This window comes from Microbulbifer sp. ABE4_465 (assembly GCF_056160765.1).
The window spans coordinates 249,702-269,151 of sequence record NZ_JBSWXV010000002.1 but is presented as its reverse complement, the minus strand read 5'-3'; the positions used below and the strand labels follow the sequence as shown (position 1 = coordinate 269,151).

16 protein-coding genes are annotated in these 19,450 nt (G+C 53.7%); 12 read left to right on the top strand and 4 right to left on the bottom strand.

The genetic code is table 11. From position 1 onward, the window contains the following. Positions 1–303: 303 nt before the first annotated feature. Positions 304–915, top strand: coding sequence for a hypothetical protein (locus ACXAG1_RS04785; protein WP_475119090.1), 612 nt, complete (start codon positions 304–306; stop codon positions 913–915). Here ACXAG1_RS04785 and ACXAG1_RS04780 read toward each other — a convergent pair. Further along, the gene (locus tag ACXAG1_RS04780) at positions 908–1,102 is read right to left on the bottom strand and encodes an AraC family transcriptional regulator (RefSeq protein ID WP_475119089.1); all 195 of its coding nucleotides are present in this window, start codon (positions 1,100–1,102) and stop codon (positions 908–910) included. The genes ACXAG1_RS04785 and ACXAG1_RS04780 overlap by 8 nt on opposite strands. Positions 1,103–1,297: 195 nt before the next feature. Here ACXAG1_RS04780 and ACXAG1_RS04775 point away from each other — a divergent pair, with 195 nt between their 5' ends. Both ACXAG1_RS04775 and ACXAG1_RS04770 read left to right on the top strand, forming a co-directional pair. Further along, positions 1,298–4,390 carry an ImpA family metalloprotease gene (locus ACXAG1_RS04775; RefSeq protein ID WP_475119088.1) on the top strand — a complete coding sequence of 1,031 codons (3,093 nt, stop codon included), beginning with the start codon at positions 1,298–1,300 and terminating at the stop codon, positions 4,388–4,390. Between the two features lie 370 nt (positions 4,391–4,760). Then, positions 4,761–5,834 (top strand): hypothetical protein, encoded by a 1,074-nt coding sequence (locus ACXAG1_RS04770; protein WP_475119087.1) that lies wholly within the window; start codon positions 4,761–4,763, stop codon positions 5,832–5,834. Positions 5,835–5,906: 72 nt separating this feature from the next. Here ACXAG1_RS04770 and ACXAG1_RS04765 read toward each other — a convergent pair whose 3' ends face one another. Then, positions 5,907–8,795 carry a M16 family metallopeptidase gene (locus ACXAG1_RS04765; RefSeq protein WP_475119086.1) on the bottom strand — a complete coding sequence of 963 codons (2,889 nt, stop codon included), beginning with the start codon at positions 8,793–8,795 and terminating at the stop codon, positions 5,907–5,909. Between the two features lie 507 nt (positions 8,796–9,302). Here ACXAG1_RS04765 and ACXAG1_RS04760 point away from each other — a divergent pair. From ACXAG1_RS04760 to ACXAG1_RS04720, 9 genes are all read left to right on the top strand, one after another. Then, the gene (locus ACXAG1_RS04760; protein WP_475119085.1) at positions 9,303–10,160 is read left to right on the top strand and encodes a DUF2971 domain-containing protein; all 858 of its coding nucleotides are present in this window, start codon (positions 9,303–9,305) and stop codon (positions 10,158–10,160) included. A 43-nt stretch (positions 10,161–10,203) separates the two neighbouring features. After that, entirely contained in the window at positions 10,204–10,977 is a 774-nt protein-coding gene (locus ACXAG1_RS04755; protein ID WP_475119084.1) for an NERD domain-containing protein, read from the top strand. A 56-nt stretch (positions 10,978–11,033) separates the two neighbouring features. Beyond that, the gene (locus tag ACXAG1_RS04750; protein WP_475119083.1) at positions 11,034–11,756 is read left to right on the top strand and encodes a GIY-YIG nuclease family protein; all 723 of its coding nucleotides are present in this window, start codon (positions 11,034–11,036) and stop codon (positions 11,754–11,756) included. A gap of 129 nt (positions 11,757–11,885) precedes the next feature. Then, positions 11,886–12,185, top strand: coding sequence for a hypothetical protein (locus ACXAG1_RS04745; protein ID WP_475091707.1), 300 nt, complete (start codon positions 11,886–11,888; stop codon positions 12,183–12,185). 292 nt (positions 12,186–12,477) lie between these two features. Beyond that, positions 12,478–13,950, top strand: a complete 1,473-nt coding sequence (locus ACXAG1_RS04740) for a glycoside-pentoside-hexuronide (GPH):cation symporter (protein ID WP_475119082.1) — start codon at positions 12,478–12,480, stop codon at positions 13,948–13,950. Positions 13,951–13,963: 13 nt separating this feature from the next. Next, on the top strand, positions 13,964–16,480 hold the full coding sequence (locus ACXAG1_RS04735; protein ID WP_475119081.1) for a GH36-type glycosyl hydrolase domain-containing protein: 2,517 nt from the start codon (positions 13,964–13,966) through the stop codon (positions 16,478–16,480). Continuing rightward, positions 16,464–17,351 (top strand): SMP-30/gluconolactonase/LRE family protein, encoded by an 888-nt coding sequence (locus tag ACXAG1_RS04730; RefSeq protein ID WP_475119080.1) that lies wholly within the window; start codon positions 16,464–16,466, stop codon positions 17,349–17,351. Before ACXAG1_RS04735 ends, ACXAG1_RS04730 begins: the two co-directional genes overlap by 17 nt. Before the next feature lie 220 nt (positions 17,352–17,571). Continuing rightward, complete coding sequence (locus ACXAG1_RS04725; protein WP_475091703.1) at positions 17,572–17,997, top strand: cupin domain-containing protein; 426 nt, start codon at positions 17,572–17,574, stop codon at positions 17,995–17,997. Between the two features lie 107 nt (positions 17,998–18,104). Continuing rightward, a complete protein-coding gene (locus tag ACXAG1_RS04720) occupies positions 18,105–18,509 on the top strand; it encodes a VOC family protein (protein ID WP_475119079.1) in 405 nt (134 codons plus the stop codon). Between the two features lie 89 nt (positions 18,510–18,598). On the opposite strand, the gene ACXAG1_RS04715 is transcribed toward ACXAG1_RS04720, so the two are convergent. Beyond that, positions 18,599–19,195, bottom strand: a complete 597-nt coding sequence (locus tag ACXAG1_RS04715; protein WP_475119078.1) for an ATPase — start codon at positions 19,193–19,195, stop codon at positions 18,599–18,601. Then, positions 19,192–19,413 (bottom strand): hypothetical protein, encoded by a 222-nt coding sequence (locus tag ACXAG1_RS04710; protein WP_475119077.1) that lies wholly within the window; start codon positions 19,411–19,413, stop codon positions 19,192–19,194. Before ACXAG1_RS04710 ends, ACXAG1_RS04715 begins: the two co-directional genes overlap by 4 nt. Between the last annotated feature and the right edge of the window lie 37 nt (positions 19,414–19,450).

Here is a 19,450-nt window from a genome sequence, read left to right as displayed (position 1 = left end):
GTATACCTCTTTGCCTGATTCGCCTAGCTGCGACTACTTCGAATGCGCGCACTGACAGTCTGCGCGGATTCCCGGCAGCAACGGAGTGCGTTCAATCAAATCACTACCATCAGTGTACGGCAGCAAAATCCACAAGTTAGGTCGATTCAGAATAAGAGCCCCAAGGTGCCATCAGCATTTCGAATGGCGTCAAAATCATCCACACATTTCCTAAAGTTTAACTTTTTGGTAATAATTGGTAGATAAGTCTCTCCCCCCACGGAGGTGGCTAACCTACTCCAATAACTGAGACATGGAAGTTTCATGGGAATCGACATTGCGTCACGCCTCCCGCAGAAGACAGTAGTCGACGGCGTTTATGAGACCAACAAAGTACTGCTGAATATCGGGCAAGACAGGGTCGTCAAGCGCTTTAAGACCCGCTCCAAAACCCACCGGCGCCGCTACTTTACCGAGAAAGAAGCGCTAAACCGGCTGCGTCATATTCAGGGCGTTCCCCTCCTGCTCCACAGTGAAGACAAGTCTTATTCTTTGGAAATGTCACGCCTGCCGGGCGAATCCACAAAGCTGTTAAACGCGGATAACCTGCGGGAGCTCGGTGGAATCGTGGAGCAGATGCTGGATGCCGGGGTTGCCCGGCATTCCATGCCGGTGCGCGATATTGTCGTCGATCAGAAAGGGCGGGTCGGATTGGTGGATTTTGAACGCGCCACACTGCGCCCTGGTTTCTGGCGGCCGGACTGGCCAATCGCCACACTGGTCGCACGCTATCACCTGTACCGCCTGATTCAGGAACACCAGCCACAATTGCTGACCGCAAAGCAAGCGCGCCTGGTAGCGATCGGTGCACGCCTCAGAGGCACCGTCGCTTTTATTCACACCCTGACCAAGCGCAAGAACACCAGAATCAACTGACGTTTTGACCCCGATACTGTTTCGGGCTGACTCCGAACTGTTGATGGAAGCGCCGGCTGAAATGACTCAGGTGGCGGTAGCCCAGATCGAAGCACACCCGGGTTACCCACTTCCCACGGGCGAGGTGCACATCTGCCTCCCACTGCAAAGGCGCGACGTCGTTCAGGCGCGTGCAGATATTCCGCATCGAAACTGTCGTGGGCGTGCATGATCTTGCGGCCAGTGATCATACCGCAATACCCACATCGAGATTGAGGGGAGCATTCGCTCCCCTTTTTTTCAGAATTCGAACACTCTTTGTCGCATAATAGGTCTTTTCGACTCCGGGCAACGCTCTCTCCAAAGATAGCGGTGCCAATTGACTGTTCAACTAGAGAATAAAATGAATAGCAATCTCGTAAGACTCGCACTTCTAATTTTTATTATCACTTTGCCCGGATGTGGAGGTGGAAGCCATGACGACACGCCCCCTGAAGACATGGCTGAAGCCCCGGTCGATGACAAGGACAACACGGATAATGACAGCGGAGGTGATAAGGACCCGGGCAGTAATGACGGAAACGACCAAGACACGGGTGATGACCAGGGCTCTGACGATGAGGCCAACGCCTCCCCGGCTGCAGTTTCCGTGGAAATACCAGAAAAAATCGACCTGTATAACGACCAGGCTCTGTTGCTGACCAGCTCCGTTACTGGTGACGGTCCGCTCTCCTATAAGTGGCAGCAAGTATCCGGCCCCGAGGTTACCTTCGATTCAGCAGATGCAGCAGAAACCGAGGTGTACTATCCCTTTTCAATGCAAACTGAAACGTACTCACTGACCCTCTCCGCCAGCAATGAGACTTCCGAGGATAGTGCAACCATCACAGTTACGATCAAGGACCGAATCAATGAGGCTGTAAAATCAGGCGACCCCACTATGCTACCTGCCGCAGTCGAGGAATTAGAACAACGCATCCTCGACCGCATCGCACAGCGCCAGCAAGCCACCGCTTGGCTTCATGAGACTGTTTTTGGTGACGCTGCGGTAGAGTTTGATCCATCCCGTAACGCACGCTATTTCACTCTCGACAGCCTGAGCGGGGCACTTGAGGTTGTAACCGGCAATCAGGGCTACAACTTCATTTCTGCTACCGATAACAATAACTACCGCACTGTAGCTGTGGGCGACAATGTAATCGTTAAGCTGGACGCAGGAGATCATTCAGCCTTTATCCATCCGATGATAAATCTTATCGACTGGCTACTTGCCCCCCAGGTCGTGGCTCTGTCTACAGAAGACGACGTTAGCATTGCCCTGATGCAAATGAGTTCCAGCCATATGGACGCCACGGAACGTTGGCTACAAGCTCAAAATACCAATGTGGCGATTACGCGCTGCGACGTTGAAGCTGAACTGACTAGGTGCCTACATGGCACACACCTGATCATCACGGGTGCCGGTGTCACCACCATGGCAGAGAGCTCTGTAACGGCTGCCCTCAGTGGAGCGATCGAAAACCAGCAGTCCCTACTTTACGTTCACACCAATGGCTGGAACTCAACTTCCCTGACGAACCCAATCCTGCGATATTTCGGTGTGAAAACACAAGATGAGGGCAATGCAGGGAATTACTGGGTGCAGGATACCGCCAACTGGGCGTCTGCAGAAGAAATGCGGGCGAGCAACTCAACTCTGACCGACATTGCCAACCTGGTTAATCGCTTCAAGAACAACAGTTTTAGCTTTCAGGTTTCCCAATGTGCAGACCAAGACAATAGCTGCAGTAACGTACCAGCTTATGCCAGCGAATTCGGTGATTTAACCGCAGCATTAAGGTCTATTCCAAAAGGTTTTGACCAGAGTGCCGAAGATATTTTCACTATGGTTGATGAATATCGTATTGAAAAGCTATTGATTCTTCTAGCAGACAAATACCGGGAAAAAATTAATTTCCCCATGTGGAAAGATACCACCCCAACTATCAACTTCTTGAAAAGCTATTTTGCGGATGCTCTGGTATACACCACACGTCAACACAACCCGGTTGCGGCCGACCTCGGCAATTTCAGTCGCACCGATTTCAGCCACATCACGCCAAGCGATACAACAGTAAAACTTACCAGTCGTCGCCCATTCCGCACGGCAGGTGTTTACGCACTGCCCGGCCAGACTTTCCGCGTGACCAGGTCCGCTAGCAACATTGAAAGTGATGCCACAGTATTTATCAACACTCAACGCAGTAACTCTACCCGTCATATGTATCCCAGCCCCAGTGATACGACTTGGGGCTACACCCGACCCAAGTTCCTTCAATCCAATAAAATTCCCATCAAAGCTGGCGAAACACTTGTCCTTACATCACCGTACGGTGGTCCGGTGCAGATTGGATTCTCTGACACAGGGAAAGACATGACCTTTTCCTTTGAAAATATTGGCCAGCATCCAATCTGGCGCACTGGGGATGATGATGTCGCATTTGCCACAGCACTGGCAGCAAACCAATACGACTGGGCTGAAATAGCAACCGACTACTTCGAAATCCACTCATTGACAGAAAGGCTGACCCGCACCCTGTCTGAAGATACGCGCTGGGATACTCCAAGCGAGATGGAGTATTTCATATCGAAGTACCATCACAACTACTTCCGGGTATTGGCAGGCACATACGGCGATAACATTGATGTGGTGGCAGAAATCCACGACTTCGCTAACAGCAATGGGTTTGCCATCGCCGAATGGAATCAAGTCCACCATGGTAATATGGATCAATCTGCCTGTGGCGCCGGCTGCTCTGGCAACCCCTATGACGCCACTTGGGATTTTTCCGTACTTGGTCATGGTGACCTACATGAAGTGGGCCATACCGTGGAAAGAAACCGCTTTAAATTCACCAACTTTGAAGGCCACGCCACGACCAACTTCTACTCCTACTACGCGAAATCCCGCGCACAGGACGAGGACGGCATAATCGCCAACTGTCAAAGCCTGCCCTTCAGTAGTATCAGCGCAGATCTTGAGGCCAGCCAGAGCGATACCGACCCATCTGCCTACATGTCCGCACTGGGTTACAACCGCTGGAATTACGGCACGGTACTGGTAATCGAGATGATGATACACGCTCAAGAAGAGGGAGCCCTCAGTGATGGCTGGAACTTGATTCCGCGACTGCATATTCTCGAACAAGCATTCGACACTGCAATAGCGAGTGACGCGGATTGGGCATCCAGCAAAGGCACGATTGGCTTCTCCCGTTTCACCCGCGAAAAAGCCAACACGATGGATAACAATGACTGGCTGTTAATCGCTAGCAGTCGTGTTACTGGTCTGGACTACCGCCCTTACTTCGATCTGATTGGGCAGACTTATAGCACCGAAGCCGATGCTCAAGTTGCAAGTTTCGGCTACCCAGCGGTGGATCGGACATTTTATGTACCGACAACCGATAAAGCCTATTGTGACACCCTCGCAGGCCACACCAAGCAAACATTCTGATCAATGAGCAGATTCTATTAGGGGAGCACAAGCTCCCCTTTTGTTACGCCAAACTTCGTATTCCAGCCTCCGCAAATACGCTTACACGAATATTTACACGGTTTTTCACACGATGGGCGGCAAGCCTCCCATCGGCCGAGCAATACTGTAAGCAATCTGTAATAGGGAGATAAAGTGTGCGCCATGAATGAAATACGCGCCAGAATTGAGACTACCGTTGCATTTTAGATGCCAACCAATGCACAGCAATTGATCACCACATACTCCTATTGGTAAAACAGCCCGCAATGCGAATTGCAACCAATTCCATTAAGCCAGCCAGACCGAAACGGCACGTTTGTACCATTTATTTCACACTCAGGATCAATCTGTGTTCAAACCAAAGCTCATCATTATCCACGGTATGGGCCAACATACCGCGGACAGCTTCAAGGAGGAATTTGTAGAGGGCTGCCGTTCTGCCTTCAGTCTCTACGATGCATTCAGGGGAACGTCACCGGAGTATTTTGTGGAGATCATTCCGGTCGCCTATAGCGACCTGTTCGATGACTACCGGCTGACGGTTGCGTCTTTCGAGGGATCTTTCCGCGAGGCCATCGAGTCCATTCCCGAGGTCCGCGCACAACTATTGCCGGGCGCGGACGCCGCGTTAAGTGCTCTGGAAAAGGATCCCCGGAATACGCCCCTGTTAAAAACCCACGGCCTCGATGCATTTCTGTATCGCTACACCCGCCTCGGGCAGGTCGCCAGGGAGCGTCTCGGCAGCGCCATAGCGCAGGCCGCGCAAACCATTCATGGCGGTGTGCAGAATGTCCACCTGCTCGGCCATTCACTGGGCACCTCGGTACTCCACGACACTCTGAGCCAGCTTTACACCCCACCACCTACCCTGGCGGACCTCGGCAACCTCGATACCAGCCACCACAAACTCGGCAGCGTACATATGGTGGCCAATATCAGCCGGCTGATGGAATCTTCAATCAAGGTCAACCATTCACTGGTCAAACCGTCGAACAGCGGCTGTGTGTACAACTATCGGGAGTACCGCCATCGCTACGACCCCATTACCTGGGCGCGGCCATTTAATCCCAGGAACGACGGGCGCTGGATCTCCAGCGGAGACTGGCAGTTTATTGCCTACAAGCTGCTTGAATTTGAAGAGGTAACAGACGAATACGGCAACACCCACAGCCTGCACAATTACCTGAATAACCCCCAGGTGCACCGGGAACTGTTCAAGCTCGCATTCGGTATCGAATTTGACGAGGAACAGACCGCCCAGGGGGACGACCGCTTTTTCTGCCAGACCCGAACCCAGATAACCGAGTATCTGCAGGCGGCGTTTTCCGACCTGCGCAACCTCAACAGTATCGATGGAATGATAAACGCCGCCGCCGAACTGAAAGGGTTCGTGGAGCAGCGCGGTGGGCAGTTCCGCCTATAGCCTGCGGTCACCGCACTGAGAAGCCTGCTCCCGACGTGCCCAATGTCCTGGCCACAGGGAGCAGGAGCGCGATCAGAGTTCGCGATTTTCCAGCAGTTTGACCTCACCCATTTCCAGCGCCTCCAGCGGTGCCAATTGGGTCGCGCGGTCCCCGACCACCACCCAGATCATGGAGCCCGGCTGCAGGTACGACTGGGCAATTTTTTGCACCTTCGGGATCGTCATTTTTTCCGCGACAGATTCACGTTCGCGCACATAATCTGCAGGCCAGCCGAACTCACTCATATTTTCCAGCAAGCCCAGTTTCGCACTCGCGGTTTCAAAGGCGCGGGTGTTGGCACGCACCAGATAGGAACGCGAGACCTCCAGGTCTTTTTCCGTAAAAGTCGGACCGTACTGCTTGAGAATTTCGCCAATCAGCTGCACCGATTCGGCGGTCACGTTGGCACGCACACCGGTGCCAATGGAAAACTGCCCCACGGTCTTATCACCACTGAAACCGGAGCGAACGCCGTAGGTATAACCCTTGCCCTCACGCAGCTCCTGAGTCAGGCGCGAGGCAAAGCCGCCACCGCCGAGAATGTAATTGGTGAACACCGCCGGGTAATAATCCTCAGACACCACCGGCATTGCCAGGCGCCCAATCCGCAACACCGACTGTTTGGAGCCGGGCACATCCACAAAGTAAATACCCGGCTTGGCGGTTTCGGATTTCGGGTCGGGAATGTTTACCGGCTTTACCGGCCAGTTTTTTGCCAGCTGCTCCGCCACCGCGAGAAAATCCCCCTCGGCAATATCCCCCACCACATGTGCCCGCGCCACCGAGGGTGACAGATAGTCTTTGTAGTAAGCCTTGAGATCATCCATGGTGATGGCCGCCACGGACGCCTCGGTCCCGAGGCCGCTGTAAGCGCGAATACTGTCCTTGCCGTATAGAAGTTTTCCGTAGGCGCGGCTGGCAATGGCATTGGGCTCTGCCTGCGCCCGCTTGATCTGGCTGACAACGCTCTTCTTCGCCAGCACCAGTTCCTTCTCGTCCCAGCGGGGCTCCAGCAACATCTCCTGCAGTAACGCAAACACCTCGCTGAAATTCCTCGCCAGAGTGGTCACATCAAAGCGAAAGTATTCCTGCCCCGCGGAAACACTGATATTCGCACCCAGCTTCTGTACCGCGGTTTCCAGTTCTTCCGGTGTGCGGTTTTTGGTACCGCGCTCCATCAGCATGGCGGTGAGATTGGCCACGCCGGTTTTATCGATACGCTCCTGCAGCTGGCCACCGTCAATCACCAGGCTGAAGGTCACCGTGGGCACCTCACTGTTTTCAATACCGAAAACCTCGATGCCATTGGACAGCGCCGCCTGCCAAACATCCGGCACCGTGGTCTGTGCCGGCTCACCGTAGTCAGGTTCTTTTGAACGGTCAAAACTCGATGGTGTCTTTTCATACTCGGCACTGGCGGAGGCATCGAACTGCCCCTCGGCACCGCTCACGATTTTCTCTTCCACCACTTCCGCGGCGGTGGAATCCGACAGCGCCAGAGCCTTCTCCCCCTTAGGTACAAAGCTCGTCGCCACGAAGGGCTTGTCCTTGATGTAGGTGTCGTAGACCCGTTTCACATCCTCGGCGGTCACCGCCAGCAGACGGTCAATATCCTGGCTCACGTAACCCGGGTCGTTTGCATAAATCTGATACTGGGCGAGCTGGAATCCCTTGCCCAGCACGCTGGACAGGCTGTTGTAAAACGCCACTTCCTGGCCGGCCTTGATACGCTCCAGGTCTTCCTCGGCAATACCCTCTTTTTCAAACAGCGCGAACCCTTTTTCGATGCCCGCGTACACTGCGTCCAGATCACCGCCGGCAAACGCCTGCACCGTCAACTGCATCTGCCCGGCCAGTTCCGACTCATACGCAAACATGGATACGCTCGCGGTCAGCTGCTCATCCTCAACCAATACCCGGTACAGGGGAGCGCGTTTGCCATAAGCCAGGTATTGCGAAAGCACCGCCAGTGGATAGCTGTCCGCGCTGTACCGGGGCACCGTGGGCCAGGCCATGGTCAGCTGCGGCAGGCGCGCAAAATTATCTTCGTAATACAGCCGTTTGGTTTCCTTCAGCTTGGCCGGCTGTTTGGGTGCCCGCTCCACCGCCTCCCCCTTGGGGATCTCATCGAAGTATTTATGCACCAGCGCCTTCGCCTGCTTGGGGTCGAAATCCCCCGCCACCACCAGTGTCACATTGTTGGGCACGTACCAGCGGCGGAAAAAGGTCTTCACATCGTCCAGCGTGGCGTTCTGTACATCCTCAAGTGAACCGATCACCTGCCAGCTGTAAGGGTGCCCCTGGGGGTACAGGTTGCTGTCGATCACATACTGGGCGTGCCCGTAGGGGCGGTTATCCACACCCTGGCGCTTCTCGTTCTTAACAACCTGCTTTTCCTTCGCCAGCACCGGCTCGGTCACCGTATTGATAAACCAGCCCAGCTTGTCCGCCTCTGCCCACAGCATCTTCTCCAGCGCATCCTTCGGTACCGTCTGGTAGTAATTGGTGACATCCCGCGACGTAGAACCATTCGCCCCCGCGCCGCCAATCCGCGCACTCATCGCATCCAGCCCACCCTTGCCCAGATTCTCCGACTCCAGAAACAGCAGGTGCTCGAACAGATGGGCAAAACCGGTACGGCCTTCCTTCTCCCGCGCCGAACCCACATGGGCGGTGAGCGATACCGCTACCACGGGGTCGGAGCGGTCGATGTGGAAAAGGACGTTGAGGCCGTTGTCGAGCTGGAACTGTTCGTACTCGATGGCGAATTCGGATTTTGGGACGTCTTTAGAGGGAGTGGCAGTCTCGGTGGCTGACTGGGCCTGTTGCTCGGGTTCTGGTTGCGAGCGGTCGCAGCCGGACAGGGCCGCGATGGAAAGTGTGATCACAAGTGCCAGGGAGACAGACAGATTGCAGGGCATGGGGCATTCCTTTGCGTGGTTCTGCAGAGGAAGATAGCAGGAGTGGTGAGCTTGAGCGACAGGGTATCGGGGCTTAGGTTAAATTGGGTATAGGTGATGGAGGGATGGCTTTAGGGCGGCCTCGTCTAGAAAGACCATAAAACCGCACCAGATAAATGCTAACGAGCATTTATAAAGCCAACGAGAAAACCCATACCGCGATAGCTCTCACTAACTAGTTATGCTCAAGCACCCAAATTGCACACAGTAAGTGAGTACAAACTTATAAAATTACATCACCTCGCTAGCCGCAAGCCAACATGCTATAAAAAGCGACATCAAAAAGCATATCAGCCGGACATCGATGAACACCCAATCATCCAGCGTAAGTGAAAGCATTTTAAGTCTAGTTTAAATTTATCCGCCGAAAATAAAAGAACAGATTTAACGAAGACTGTACTTCACCCTCAATTCATGAGCGCACTTTAAGCCTGTCAGCAATCATGAGCACACAACGAATCGCCAGACATGTCAAAGACCCTATATAAATACTTGTCATTAGACAATAAAGTTGAGCTAGACAGGTTTTTTAAAATCCTCAATGGCGAAATATTCCTTGCACCGCCCAACACCTTTAACGATCCGTTTGAACTATCTCCAAACATCTCAATGCCGAAAAGCAGAGAGATTTATGAATATTTTGAAATCGACAGATCAATAAGACTCAACAAAAGTCAAAAAGAAATTATTACGAACATGGCAAACCAGGAATTTTTAAAAGAAAGCTCCTCTCTTGCCACCGAAAATTGGTTAAATCGATTTGGAATTTTATGCCTTACAGAGGAACCGAACAACTTATTAATGTGGGCGCACTATGGAGATTCTCATCGAGGAGTTTGCATTGGGTTTGACTCGAGCTCAAAATTTTTCTCTTCGGCGAATAAGGTTGCCTATGAAAAAATACGACCATCTTTGCCTTTTAATCCAGGAAAAAATAAAACAGATAACTCTCTAAAAAAAACATTCTTAACAAAGTCTATAGACTGGTCATATGAAAAAGAGTGGAGAATAGTAAAGCGTGAAGCGAAAGAAGGTGAACTCAATTATTACAAGAGAATTTACACAGAATCTCCAGAAAAAGAAGACGAAATACTTCAGATCCTGCTTGACAGTGGAGGACCAGGCCTTTATGAATTCAGCAAGAGTTCCATCAGAAACATCTACCTAGGCTCTAGAATTTCTGACTCGATAAAAGAGGATGTAATTTCCTTCGTCGAAGAAAGAATCCCATCAATTAAAATTTTTCAACTATCCCTTGACAGAAAGTACTTCCTTCTAAACAAAGAGAAAATTCAGCGCAAAAATCAATCAATTGCGAAGGGCTAATGCGAGGGCAAGAGGTCAAATCTTGACATAACAGTATAAAACCATGAATTTCGACCCACTTATCAGCCAAGAATTTTTAATAGTCCAATGGCTTATCCCCATCGTCCTGATCGCCGCGATCATAAAATCGCCTTGGCTCAAAGGCCTCTGGGGCGAGGCGCTGGTCAGTTTCTTCGGCTGGCTGCTACTGCCATCCGGGACTTACCGGCGACTGCACAACGTAACGCTTCGCACACCGGACGGCACCACACAGATAGATCATATCTTCGTATCCCGCTTCGGAATTTTCGTGGTGGAAACCAAGAACATGCAGGGCTGGATATTTGGCAATGAACGCCAGGCGCAGTGGACCCAGAAGATCTACAAGAAATCATTCAGATTCCAGAACCCGCTCAGGCAGAACTACAAACATGTTAATACGCTGGAGACACTGCTTGATGTACCACCGGATGTTATTCACTCGGTGGTAGTCTTTGCTGGTAACAGTACCTTTAAAACACCGATGCCTGCCAATGTCACCAAGGAAAGCGGATATATCCGCTATATCAAATCCTTCACCACCCCGGTTCTTACTGAAGCGGAAGTCGAGATAGTTACCGGCAGAATTCAGTCGGGGCGGCTGGCACCAACAAGGGAAACCCACAGGCAGCATGTTGAGCAGCTAAAAGTCCGCCGCAACCCGGATACCAAAAGGCTCTGCCCGAAATGTGGCAGCAAGATGGTCAAGCGTACAAGCAAGCGGGGACCGAATGCGGGCAGTGAGTTCTGGGGTTGTTCATCCTTCCCAAAATGTAGGAACATACTCGCAATCGACTGATCTAATTCAATGTCGGATCTTGGAACGCGCCGCATCATATAAAAGTGAAGTTTACGATGGCTCAGAACACCCTCTACATCGCAGAACCCGTATATTCAGAAAAGCTCCAGCGATTTGACTCGGAAATTTCCTTTCCACCTATCAAGAAAATCGGTATCACCACCGACCTACCGGAGAGACGAGAACGGGAACTGCTTGGCACTATCAGTCCGGTTAAAGTTTCGATCATCAAGGCCTGGACATCTATCGATGCGAGAAAAGTCGAATCGATGCTGCATACCATTCTGGATAACTCGCGCCTCGACGGTGAGTATTTCTGGGATGGCAATGAGACGCTGATCGATGCCGTTTCAGACTTTGTTAGCGCCTATCACCCTGAAGCGGAAGAGATTGGTGTAATAGATGAAGCTGACGTGGTTTCTGCAACAGAGTCCGTTCAAAAGAAAAACTCACAGCGCATTTACACCGAAGTTGTTCCCGAGCTGGACAAGCTGTCCATCAAATACGCACTTACCAAAAATGGACGCGGCGTAAAATTTAAGCTTGGCGAATACACTTTGGCACTGGGTGGCCGCACCGGCGGAAGGTATACCATGACGATTTGGTCGAGGACCAAGTCAACTGAAGAGGCGATGTGCGATTTCAAGAACTCTCAGGAGCTTTCAGCAAACGGGTCGGAGGACAGCAATCGCCGCGCAAGAATCCCGATGAGCCCGCTGAGCACAATTCTCGACTCGGTATCCAACTATGCAATTCAAGAGCGCGCTACAGAAACCTAGTTAGGCGTTAATCACCGGGGCGATGGCTGCAATCTTCGCCCTGCCTCCCAACTTGTCTTTACTGATTTTTCGCTTTGACCAAAGCCCAAGCCTGCTACATTCCCGCCCAAATATTCACCCGGAAAAATCATGGAACATGAAATTCTCAGAGTATTCCTGGCCAACCAATGGCTCACCATACCAATATTCATCATCCTGGTAATCGGCGTTACGCTCTTCTGGTTCGGTGGCCTGATGGCAGCGCTGACGGCGCTGGGTAACAACCGCTGGGGCTGGGGGCTATCGTCGCTTGTTCTCGGGCCGATAACCGGATTTCCATACTCGCTGATTTACAACGAAGCCGAATACCCGAAATCACTGATGATCAAGGGTCTGATTTTCCTGCTCGCTGCGCTCGTTTTATCGCTGCTCGCATGGGCGATCAGCTAGACACGCAAAGAAGCTTGACTCGCACTCGCTCTCAATAATTCCGCCACCAGCCCCGCCAAAGTCTCGATCATTACATCTCGGGCCGCCCTGGTTAGGGGCTCCGGATGCATTTCCCGCCATTTTTTCCGAGTCACCGGTTCTTTCTGGCCACCTGATACGCCTACTTAATATCAGCGCGCAAAATATTCATCCATTGCGGGCGGTGTTTTCGCGTCTTTCGCCACGGCATTGGCGGCCCGGTGTGGTTGCGCCGCCTATCTGCCGCACAACAACAATAAAAACGGAGCGAGCTATGTCTTCGCCAGATCTACAACCTTCCTCTCAGGAACACGGTAATCCCCGCCTTGCCCGGCTCGGAATAGGTGAGAAAGCCGGCTTCGCCATTGGGGATTTCGGATTCAATCTGTACTGGACCTGTATCGCCTCTTTTCTTGCGGTTTTCTATACCGATGTCTTTGGACTGCCGGCGGCCATCGCGGGCACGCTGTTGCTGGTTACCAAGCTTATTGATGCGGTAACCGATCCACTCATGGGTGCCATTGCAGATCGCACCCGGAGCCGCTGGGGCAAGTTCCGGCCGTACCTGCTGTTTGCGGGCCTGCCCATGGCCGCGGCCTCGGTGCTTACCTTTACCACGCCGGACCTGGATGAGACCGGCAAGATTATCTACGCCTATATCACCTACAGCGCGATGATGCTGGGGTACACCTTGCTGAGTACGCCCTACGCGTCTCTGTCTGGGGTGATGACCGCGCACCCACAGGAGCGCAATACACTGATCAGCTGGCGGTTTATCGCGGCGTTTGTGGGTATGACCTGCGTCAACAAATATACCTTGCCCCTGGTGGAATGGCTGGGGCGGGGAGACGAGCAGCTTGGCTGGCAGCTCACCATGACGGTGTATGGCGCTATTGCCTGTGTCATATTCGCGGTGACCTTTTTCACCACCCGCGAACGCATCGTCCCCTCTCCGATACAGAAAACCAGGCCGCTGGACGACATCCAGGATCTGCTGCGCAATCGTCCCTGGCTGATTCTGGTGGGGCTGCAGATGGTCATCATGCTGACCATTACCCTGCGCGGCGGCTCCAGTTATTACTACCTGATGTATTACGTGGAGCGTCCGGAGCTGATCTCCAACTACCTGGCCGTGCAGGCACTGGCCCTGGCGGCCGGCGCAGCGATCACACCACTGCTGACCCGCTATGTGGATAAGGCACGGCTGATTGTCATTCTTATGTGTGTGGTCGGCACATTGTCACTGGCCTTTTATTTTGTTCCGAAAGATGCGGTGTGGCTGATGTTTACCCTGAATATTCTGATCAGTCTGGCGCTGGGGCCCAAGTCTCCTCTGGCGTGGTCCATGTTTGCCGACTGCGCCGATTACACCGAGTGGCGCAGTGGGCGGCGCGCCACCGCGATGACCTTCTCCGCCGCCACCTTCTCCATGAAGCTGGGCGGCGCCATGGGTTCCGCGGTGATGCTGTGGGTGTTGGCCGGCATCGGCTATGTGGCACGGGAGGCCCAGAGTGATGCCTCGCAAACCGGTATCGCCCTGCTGCAAACGGTCATACCCGGCGCCTTCGCGCTGCTCGCAGCCGCAGTGGCAAGTTTCTATCCATTGAACAATGCACGTCTGGCGCGTATTCAGCAGGAGCTGGGGAGGCGCACCGCAACTGCGCAGCCCGATACAGAAAAATTTCCCCAATCGGCTGGAAAAAATCCGCCCCCGGAAAATCCATCCATGGGCACCGCAACATCGTGAGGATAGTTTCCGTATGAAAAATGCCACCGGTCATTCCCCGCTGGTAACCAATAGCGAAGATGGCGCGCGCTGTACGCTCACAAGCCCCACCGCCATGCCCGCGGCCAGCACCTTCCTGTGGAACCGGCGTATGCTGTTACAGGTAAACTGCCGGGGCTTTGTGGTGGCGCGCCATATGCAGCCGGAACCTGCCGCCTACGCCCACGCGCCCAATCTTGAAGCCAAAACCTTTATGCAGCCGGAGCAGCCGTTCTATGCACACCACCCGGGGCGGTTCCTGTATGTAAAGGACGAGGACAACGGCGCGCTGTTTTCCTGCCCGTACGAGCCGGTGCGGGCACGCGCCGAACAGTTCGCGTTTTCGGTTGGCGCCGACGAGATCACCTGGCGTCTGCACCAGGCCGGTCTGGAAGTTACCATGACATTGCGTGTGCCCGTCGACGACGCTGTGGAGTTGTGGGAATGCACCCTGCGCAATCATTCCCCCGGGCCACGACGGATTTCCGCCTACCCCTATTTCCCGGTGGGTTATATGAGCTGGATGAATCAGTCCGGGGAATACCGCGCGGATCTGGGTGGCATCGTCTGCTCCAGTATCACGCCCTACCAGAAGGTGGATGATTACTTTAAAAATCAGCACCTCAAAGACAAAACCTTTCTGCTCCATGAAACCACACCGGACGCCTGGGAAGCCGCCCAATCGGTATTCGAGGGCGAGGGTGGTCTGCACAATCCCGATGGGGTGCGCCAGCCATTGCTGGGTGGTGGCGATGCCCGCTATCAGGTACCGACGGCGGCCCTGCAATACCAACTGCAGCTGGCTCCGGGCGAGGAGCGTACTCTGCGTTTCCTGTTCGGCCCGGCCCGGGACGACGAGGAAATGTTCGCGCTGCGCGAGCGTTATCTGTCCGCCACCGGATTCGCCACGGCCGCTGACGAATATCAAAAGTATCTGGCCCAGGGACGCGGTTGCCTGCAGATCGAAACCCCGGACCGGGAGCTGAATGCGTTTGCCAATCACTGGTTGCCACGGCAGGTGTTCTATCACGGGGACGTCAACCGCCTGACCACAGACCCGCAAACCCGCAACTACCTGCAAGATCAGCTGGGCATGGCCTATATCCGGCCACAGACGGCGCGTTCAGCGCTGCTGCGCACCCTCAGCCAGCAGAAGGCGGACGGCTCCCTGCCCGACGGTATTCTGCTCAGTCCCGAGGCCGAGCTGAAATATATTAATCAGGTGCCCCACACGGATCACTGCGTGTGGCTGCCGATTTTTCTGCGTGGATATCTGGATGAAACCGGGGATCACGCACTGCTCGACGAGCGGGTAATCCCCGTGGGCGAAGATGAAGTTGACGGTGAAGGTCACGGGCGCAGCGTATTTGAATGTGTCAGCCGCGCCATGGACTGGCTGGCGGCAGCCCGCGACGACCGCGGCCTCAGCTATATCGGTCAGGGGGACTGGTGTGACCCGATGAATATGGTGGGTTACCGGGGGCGCGGCGTATCCGGCTGGCTTTCCCTCGCCACCGCCTACGCACTGAAACTCTGGGGGGAGATTTGCCTGCAACAAAAACAGGCGGCAGCGGCGGAACAATATGCGCGACTTGCCGCGGAGATCAACAGCGCGGTGAATCGCCACCTGTGGGATGGTGACTGGTTTGCCCGCGGCATTACCGATGACGGCACCGTTTTCGGGGTACGCGAAGATCAAGAGGGACGTATCTTCCTCAATCCACAGAGCTGGGCACTGCTGAGCGGTGCCGCCGATGACAATCAGAAAAAGCATCTGCTGCGCGCGGTGAAACAGCAGTTGGAAACGCCCTTCGGGCCGATGATGCTGGCTCCCGCTTACACCGGCATGCGCGAGGATGTTGGCCGTGTTACCCAGAAGTTTCCGGGGTCGGCAGAAAATGGCTCTGTGTATAACCACGCGGCGGCGTTTTATATCTACAGCCTGTACGCCATCGGCGAGGGCGACAGAGCCTGGCACCTGTTGCGGCAAATGATCCCGGGCCCGGACCACGACGATCTGATACAGCGCGGCCAGTTACCGGTATTTGTGCCCAATTACTATCGCGGCGCCTGGCACCAGTACCCAGAGCACGCAGGCCGCTCTAGCCAGCTGCTGAACACCGGCACCGCGGCGTGGATCTACCGCTGCCTGATAGAGGCACTGTTTGGACTGACAGGTGAGGGAGCCGGTTTACGCATTGCTCCACAGCTGCCTTCCCATTGGCAACAGGCACGGGTGCAGCGGCATTTTCGCGGCGCTGTTGTTGACGTGCAATTTGAACGCCGACAAAGTAGCGAACGAGACAACGACGAGGGCGTGCAGGTGTATGCCGATGGCGAACAACTTGCAGAACCCCTGATCAATCCAGTGCAGGCCGGGCGACACTACCGGTTGCGGGTGCTGCTGCCGCCAGCCGCACCCCGGACGACTGATCCGACAACAAGGTCGACAACAAGGTCGACAACAAGGTCGACAACAAAGAGAAAAAACCAAAATGCCCAAACCGCTTGAGCGTCTATGTATCGCGACACTGCTGTGTTTTTCCGGCCTGGTGCAGGCTGCACTGCCGGTGGCAGAAGGTGCGAAACTGAAACTGGTCTCGGATCAGTTTGTTTTTACCGAAGGCCCAGCAACGGACGCTGCCGGTAATATCTACTTCACTGACCAGCCGAATAACACCATCTGGAAGTATGCCGTGGACGGGAGCCTCTCACTGTTTATGGATGGCGCTGGCCGCTCCAACGGCATGACGTTTGATCACGAGGGTAACCTGTTGACCTGCGCCGATGAAAAAGGCGAGCTATGGCGTGTCACTCCGCGCGGAGAAGTTGCCGTACTGGTGAAGGATTTCGCCGGCAAACGGCTGAACGGTCCCAACGACTTGTGGGTGGACCCCGCGGGCGGGATCTATTTTACCGACCCCTATTACCAGCGGCCTTACTGGGAACACAGCGCGCCCAAACTGGACAAAGAGGCCGTCTACTATCTGGCCCCCGGCGCGCAGAAAGCGCTGGTGGTGACGGATGATCTGGTGAAACCCAATGGCATTATCGGCAGCAGCGACGGAAAAATCCTTTATATCGCCGATATCGGCGACGACAAAACCTATGTTTACTCGATACTTGCCGATGGAAAACTGTCCGCAAAAAAACTGTTTACAGAAATGGGGTCGGACGGCATGGCGCTGGACCAGCGTGGCAATCTCTACCTCACTGGCGACGGGGTAACCGTTTTTGATAAACACGGCGAACGCATCGGGCATATTCCGGTACCCGGAGACTGGACCGCGAATGTCACCTTCGGCGGCGAGCATGGCCGCACCCTGTTTATCACCGCCGGCCCAGCGGTATACACTCTGGCCATGCAAGTAGCCGGGACGTGAGTCGTACAATAACGGGTATCCCACCCCCCTTCTGATTTACAAAGAAGCGGAATACCCGAAGCCACGGATTGTGCCGATGGCGAACGCGTCGCAGAACCGTTGATTAACGCCATTCAGGCCATTCAGGCCGGACGCGTCTGCCAACTGCGGCTACCTGAGGCAGAATTCCGTTGCCGAAGCCCTAACAGCTCACACATAACAATATCCGGAGGCAGAAGTGGTGCGCAAAGACCGATCACCGATATTTTTAGCGCCAGGTGAGGGGCGCGCTTACTCCATGGGGTCGATGCAGGCGCTGTTTAAAGCGGACGGCGAAGAGTCATTGGGTAAATACGCGATTTCCGAATGGTGGCTGGATGCCTACTCCAAAGGTCCAGGCCCCCATAGCCACAGCGAAGACGACATCTTCTTCGTGCTCGAAGGAACCATGAGTTTTCTGGTGGACGATGAATGGATAGACGCCCCCAAGGGTAGCTTTGTTCTCGCCCCCGGAGGCTCTACCCATGATTTCGAGAACCGCTCGGCCGAGCGGGCCGGGGTACTGAATATTTCCGTGCCGGGTAGCTTTGAGCAGCATATGCCCCAGATTGTGTCCTGGTTTGCGAAAAATCCCCTGGGTTCAACACAGTCCACAGAAAAGTATTAGCGCAAAAACTCATCAATCATTTCGCTGCCACCTGTCGAATTCCCATCTTCTCAATCGACTAGCTATTACCAACACAGTCCGGTGTTGCCGTGAATTGAGGAAATACCATGTCCAGAATGATGTTTGTAAACCTGCCGGTGGCAGATTTGGGGAAGTCCATCGAGTTCTTCTCCCAGCTCGGCTTTGCATTCAACCCACAGTTCACCGACGAGACGGCCACGTGCATGCTTGTTGGTGAGAGTAGTTTTGTGATGCTGCTGACACAGGAGAAGTATCTGAGCTTTACCCCAGGCCTTACACTCTGCAATACCGGCGAGAGCTCGGAAGTGCTTGTATGCCTGTCAGCCCAGAGCCGGGAAGAGGTGGACACGCTGCTGGATAAGGCCGTTGCCGCAGGCGGAAGCAGCTATCGGGACCCCCAGGATCACGGCTTTATGTACGGCCGCGCCTTCCGGGATCTTGACGGGCATATCTGGGAGATCATGTGGATGGACCCGTCTGCGATGCAGTAATTCGTGCATAGGTGTGGATGACTGATGTCATCCACACCTCGACAGGTTCTGATTTAATACGAGATACCTCAGCTTTAATACGAGATACCTCAGCCCCACTCCTGATCAAACTTATTGACTAAATACTGTCTGATCCATGGGAAACGAGGGTTCCAATTCACCAACTTTCCTGCCTCGACTTCGGCAGCTGGAGTCAGCCCCGCTGAAGAGTCAGTATTGTCGAAAATTAGTGCACGATCAGCAGTTATGGCCGCCTGATACAACATATCCATAGTGCGCTTGTATCGCTCAACAATTTTTTCTTTTGGAACGTCATGTCCACCCTTTGCAACGCGGTTCGCTACCCGCGCTACGTTTACCGCTGGGTCATTGACACCAACAAAAAGCAGAAGCACATCAAATCCTTTGGCCTTGGCAGTGACCAAAAATTCAATTTTTGATGGGTGAGACATAACGCTTTCAAAACTATGCGATATTCCGCTATTCAAAAGCTCGGTGCGACGTGACTCGGCCACTCGCTGCGCCTCTCTTACCGCGGCGTCGTAATCACCGCCAATTTCCTTTGCTATTTCATCAGGATTTACATACTCACCGAAGTCCATTCCTTTTTCCATGAACGTTTCCGTGAGTGTACTTTTTCCTGACCCATTGGGACCAGCAATAAGAATTACTCTTGGTTTACTCATTTCTGAAGCGCCTCTACCTCTTCCCTGGTCAATATGCGCTTTATGAGATTTCCAGACTTATCCAGTTTTTCATAGAAAAACTCACCGGTATCAGGATCCTGAGACAAAACTTCCAGTCCCGCTTCCAGACTTTCCTTGCGAGCCCTAAGACCGGCTTCCGATGCCACTTCGGTAATTTCTCCCATGGAGAAATCATCAAAACTCCGCTTATCTGACATATCCTTACACCTTTATCAATTTTTACTTCATCTCACA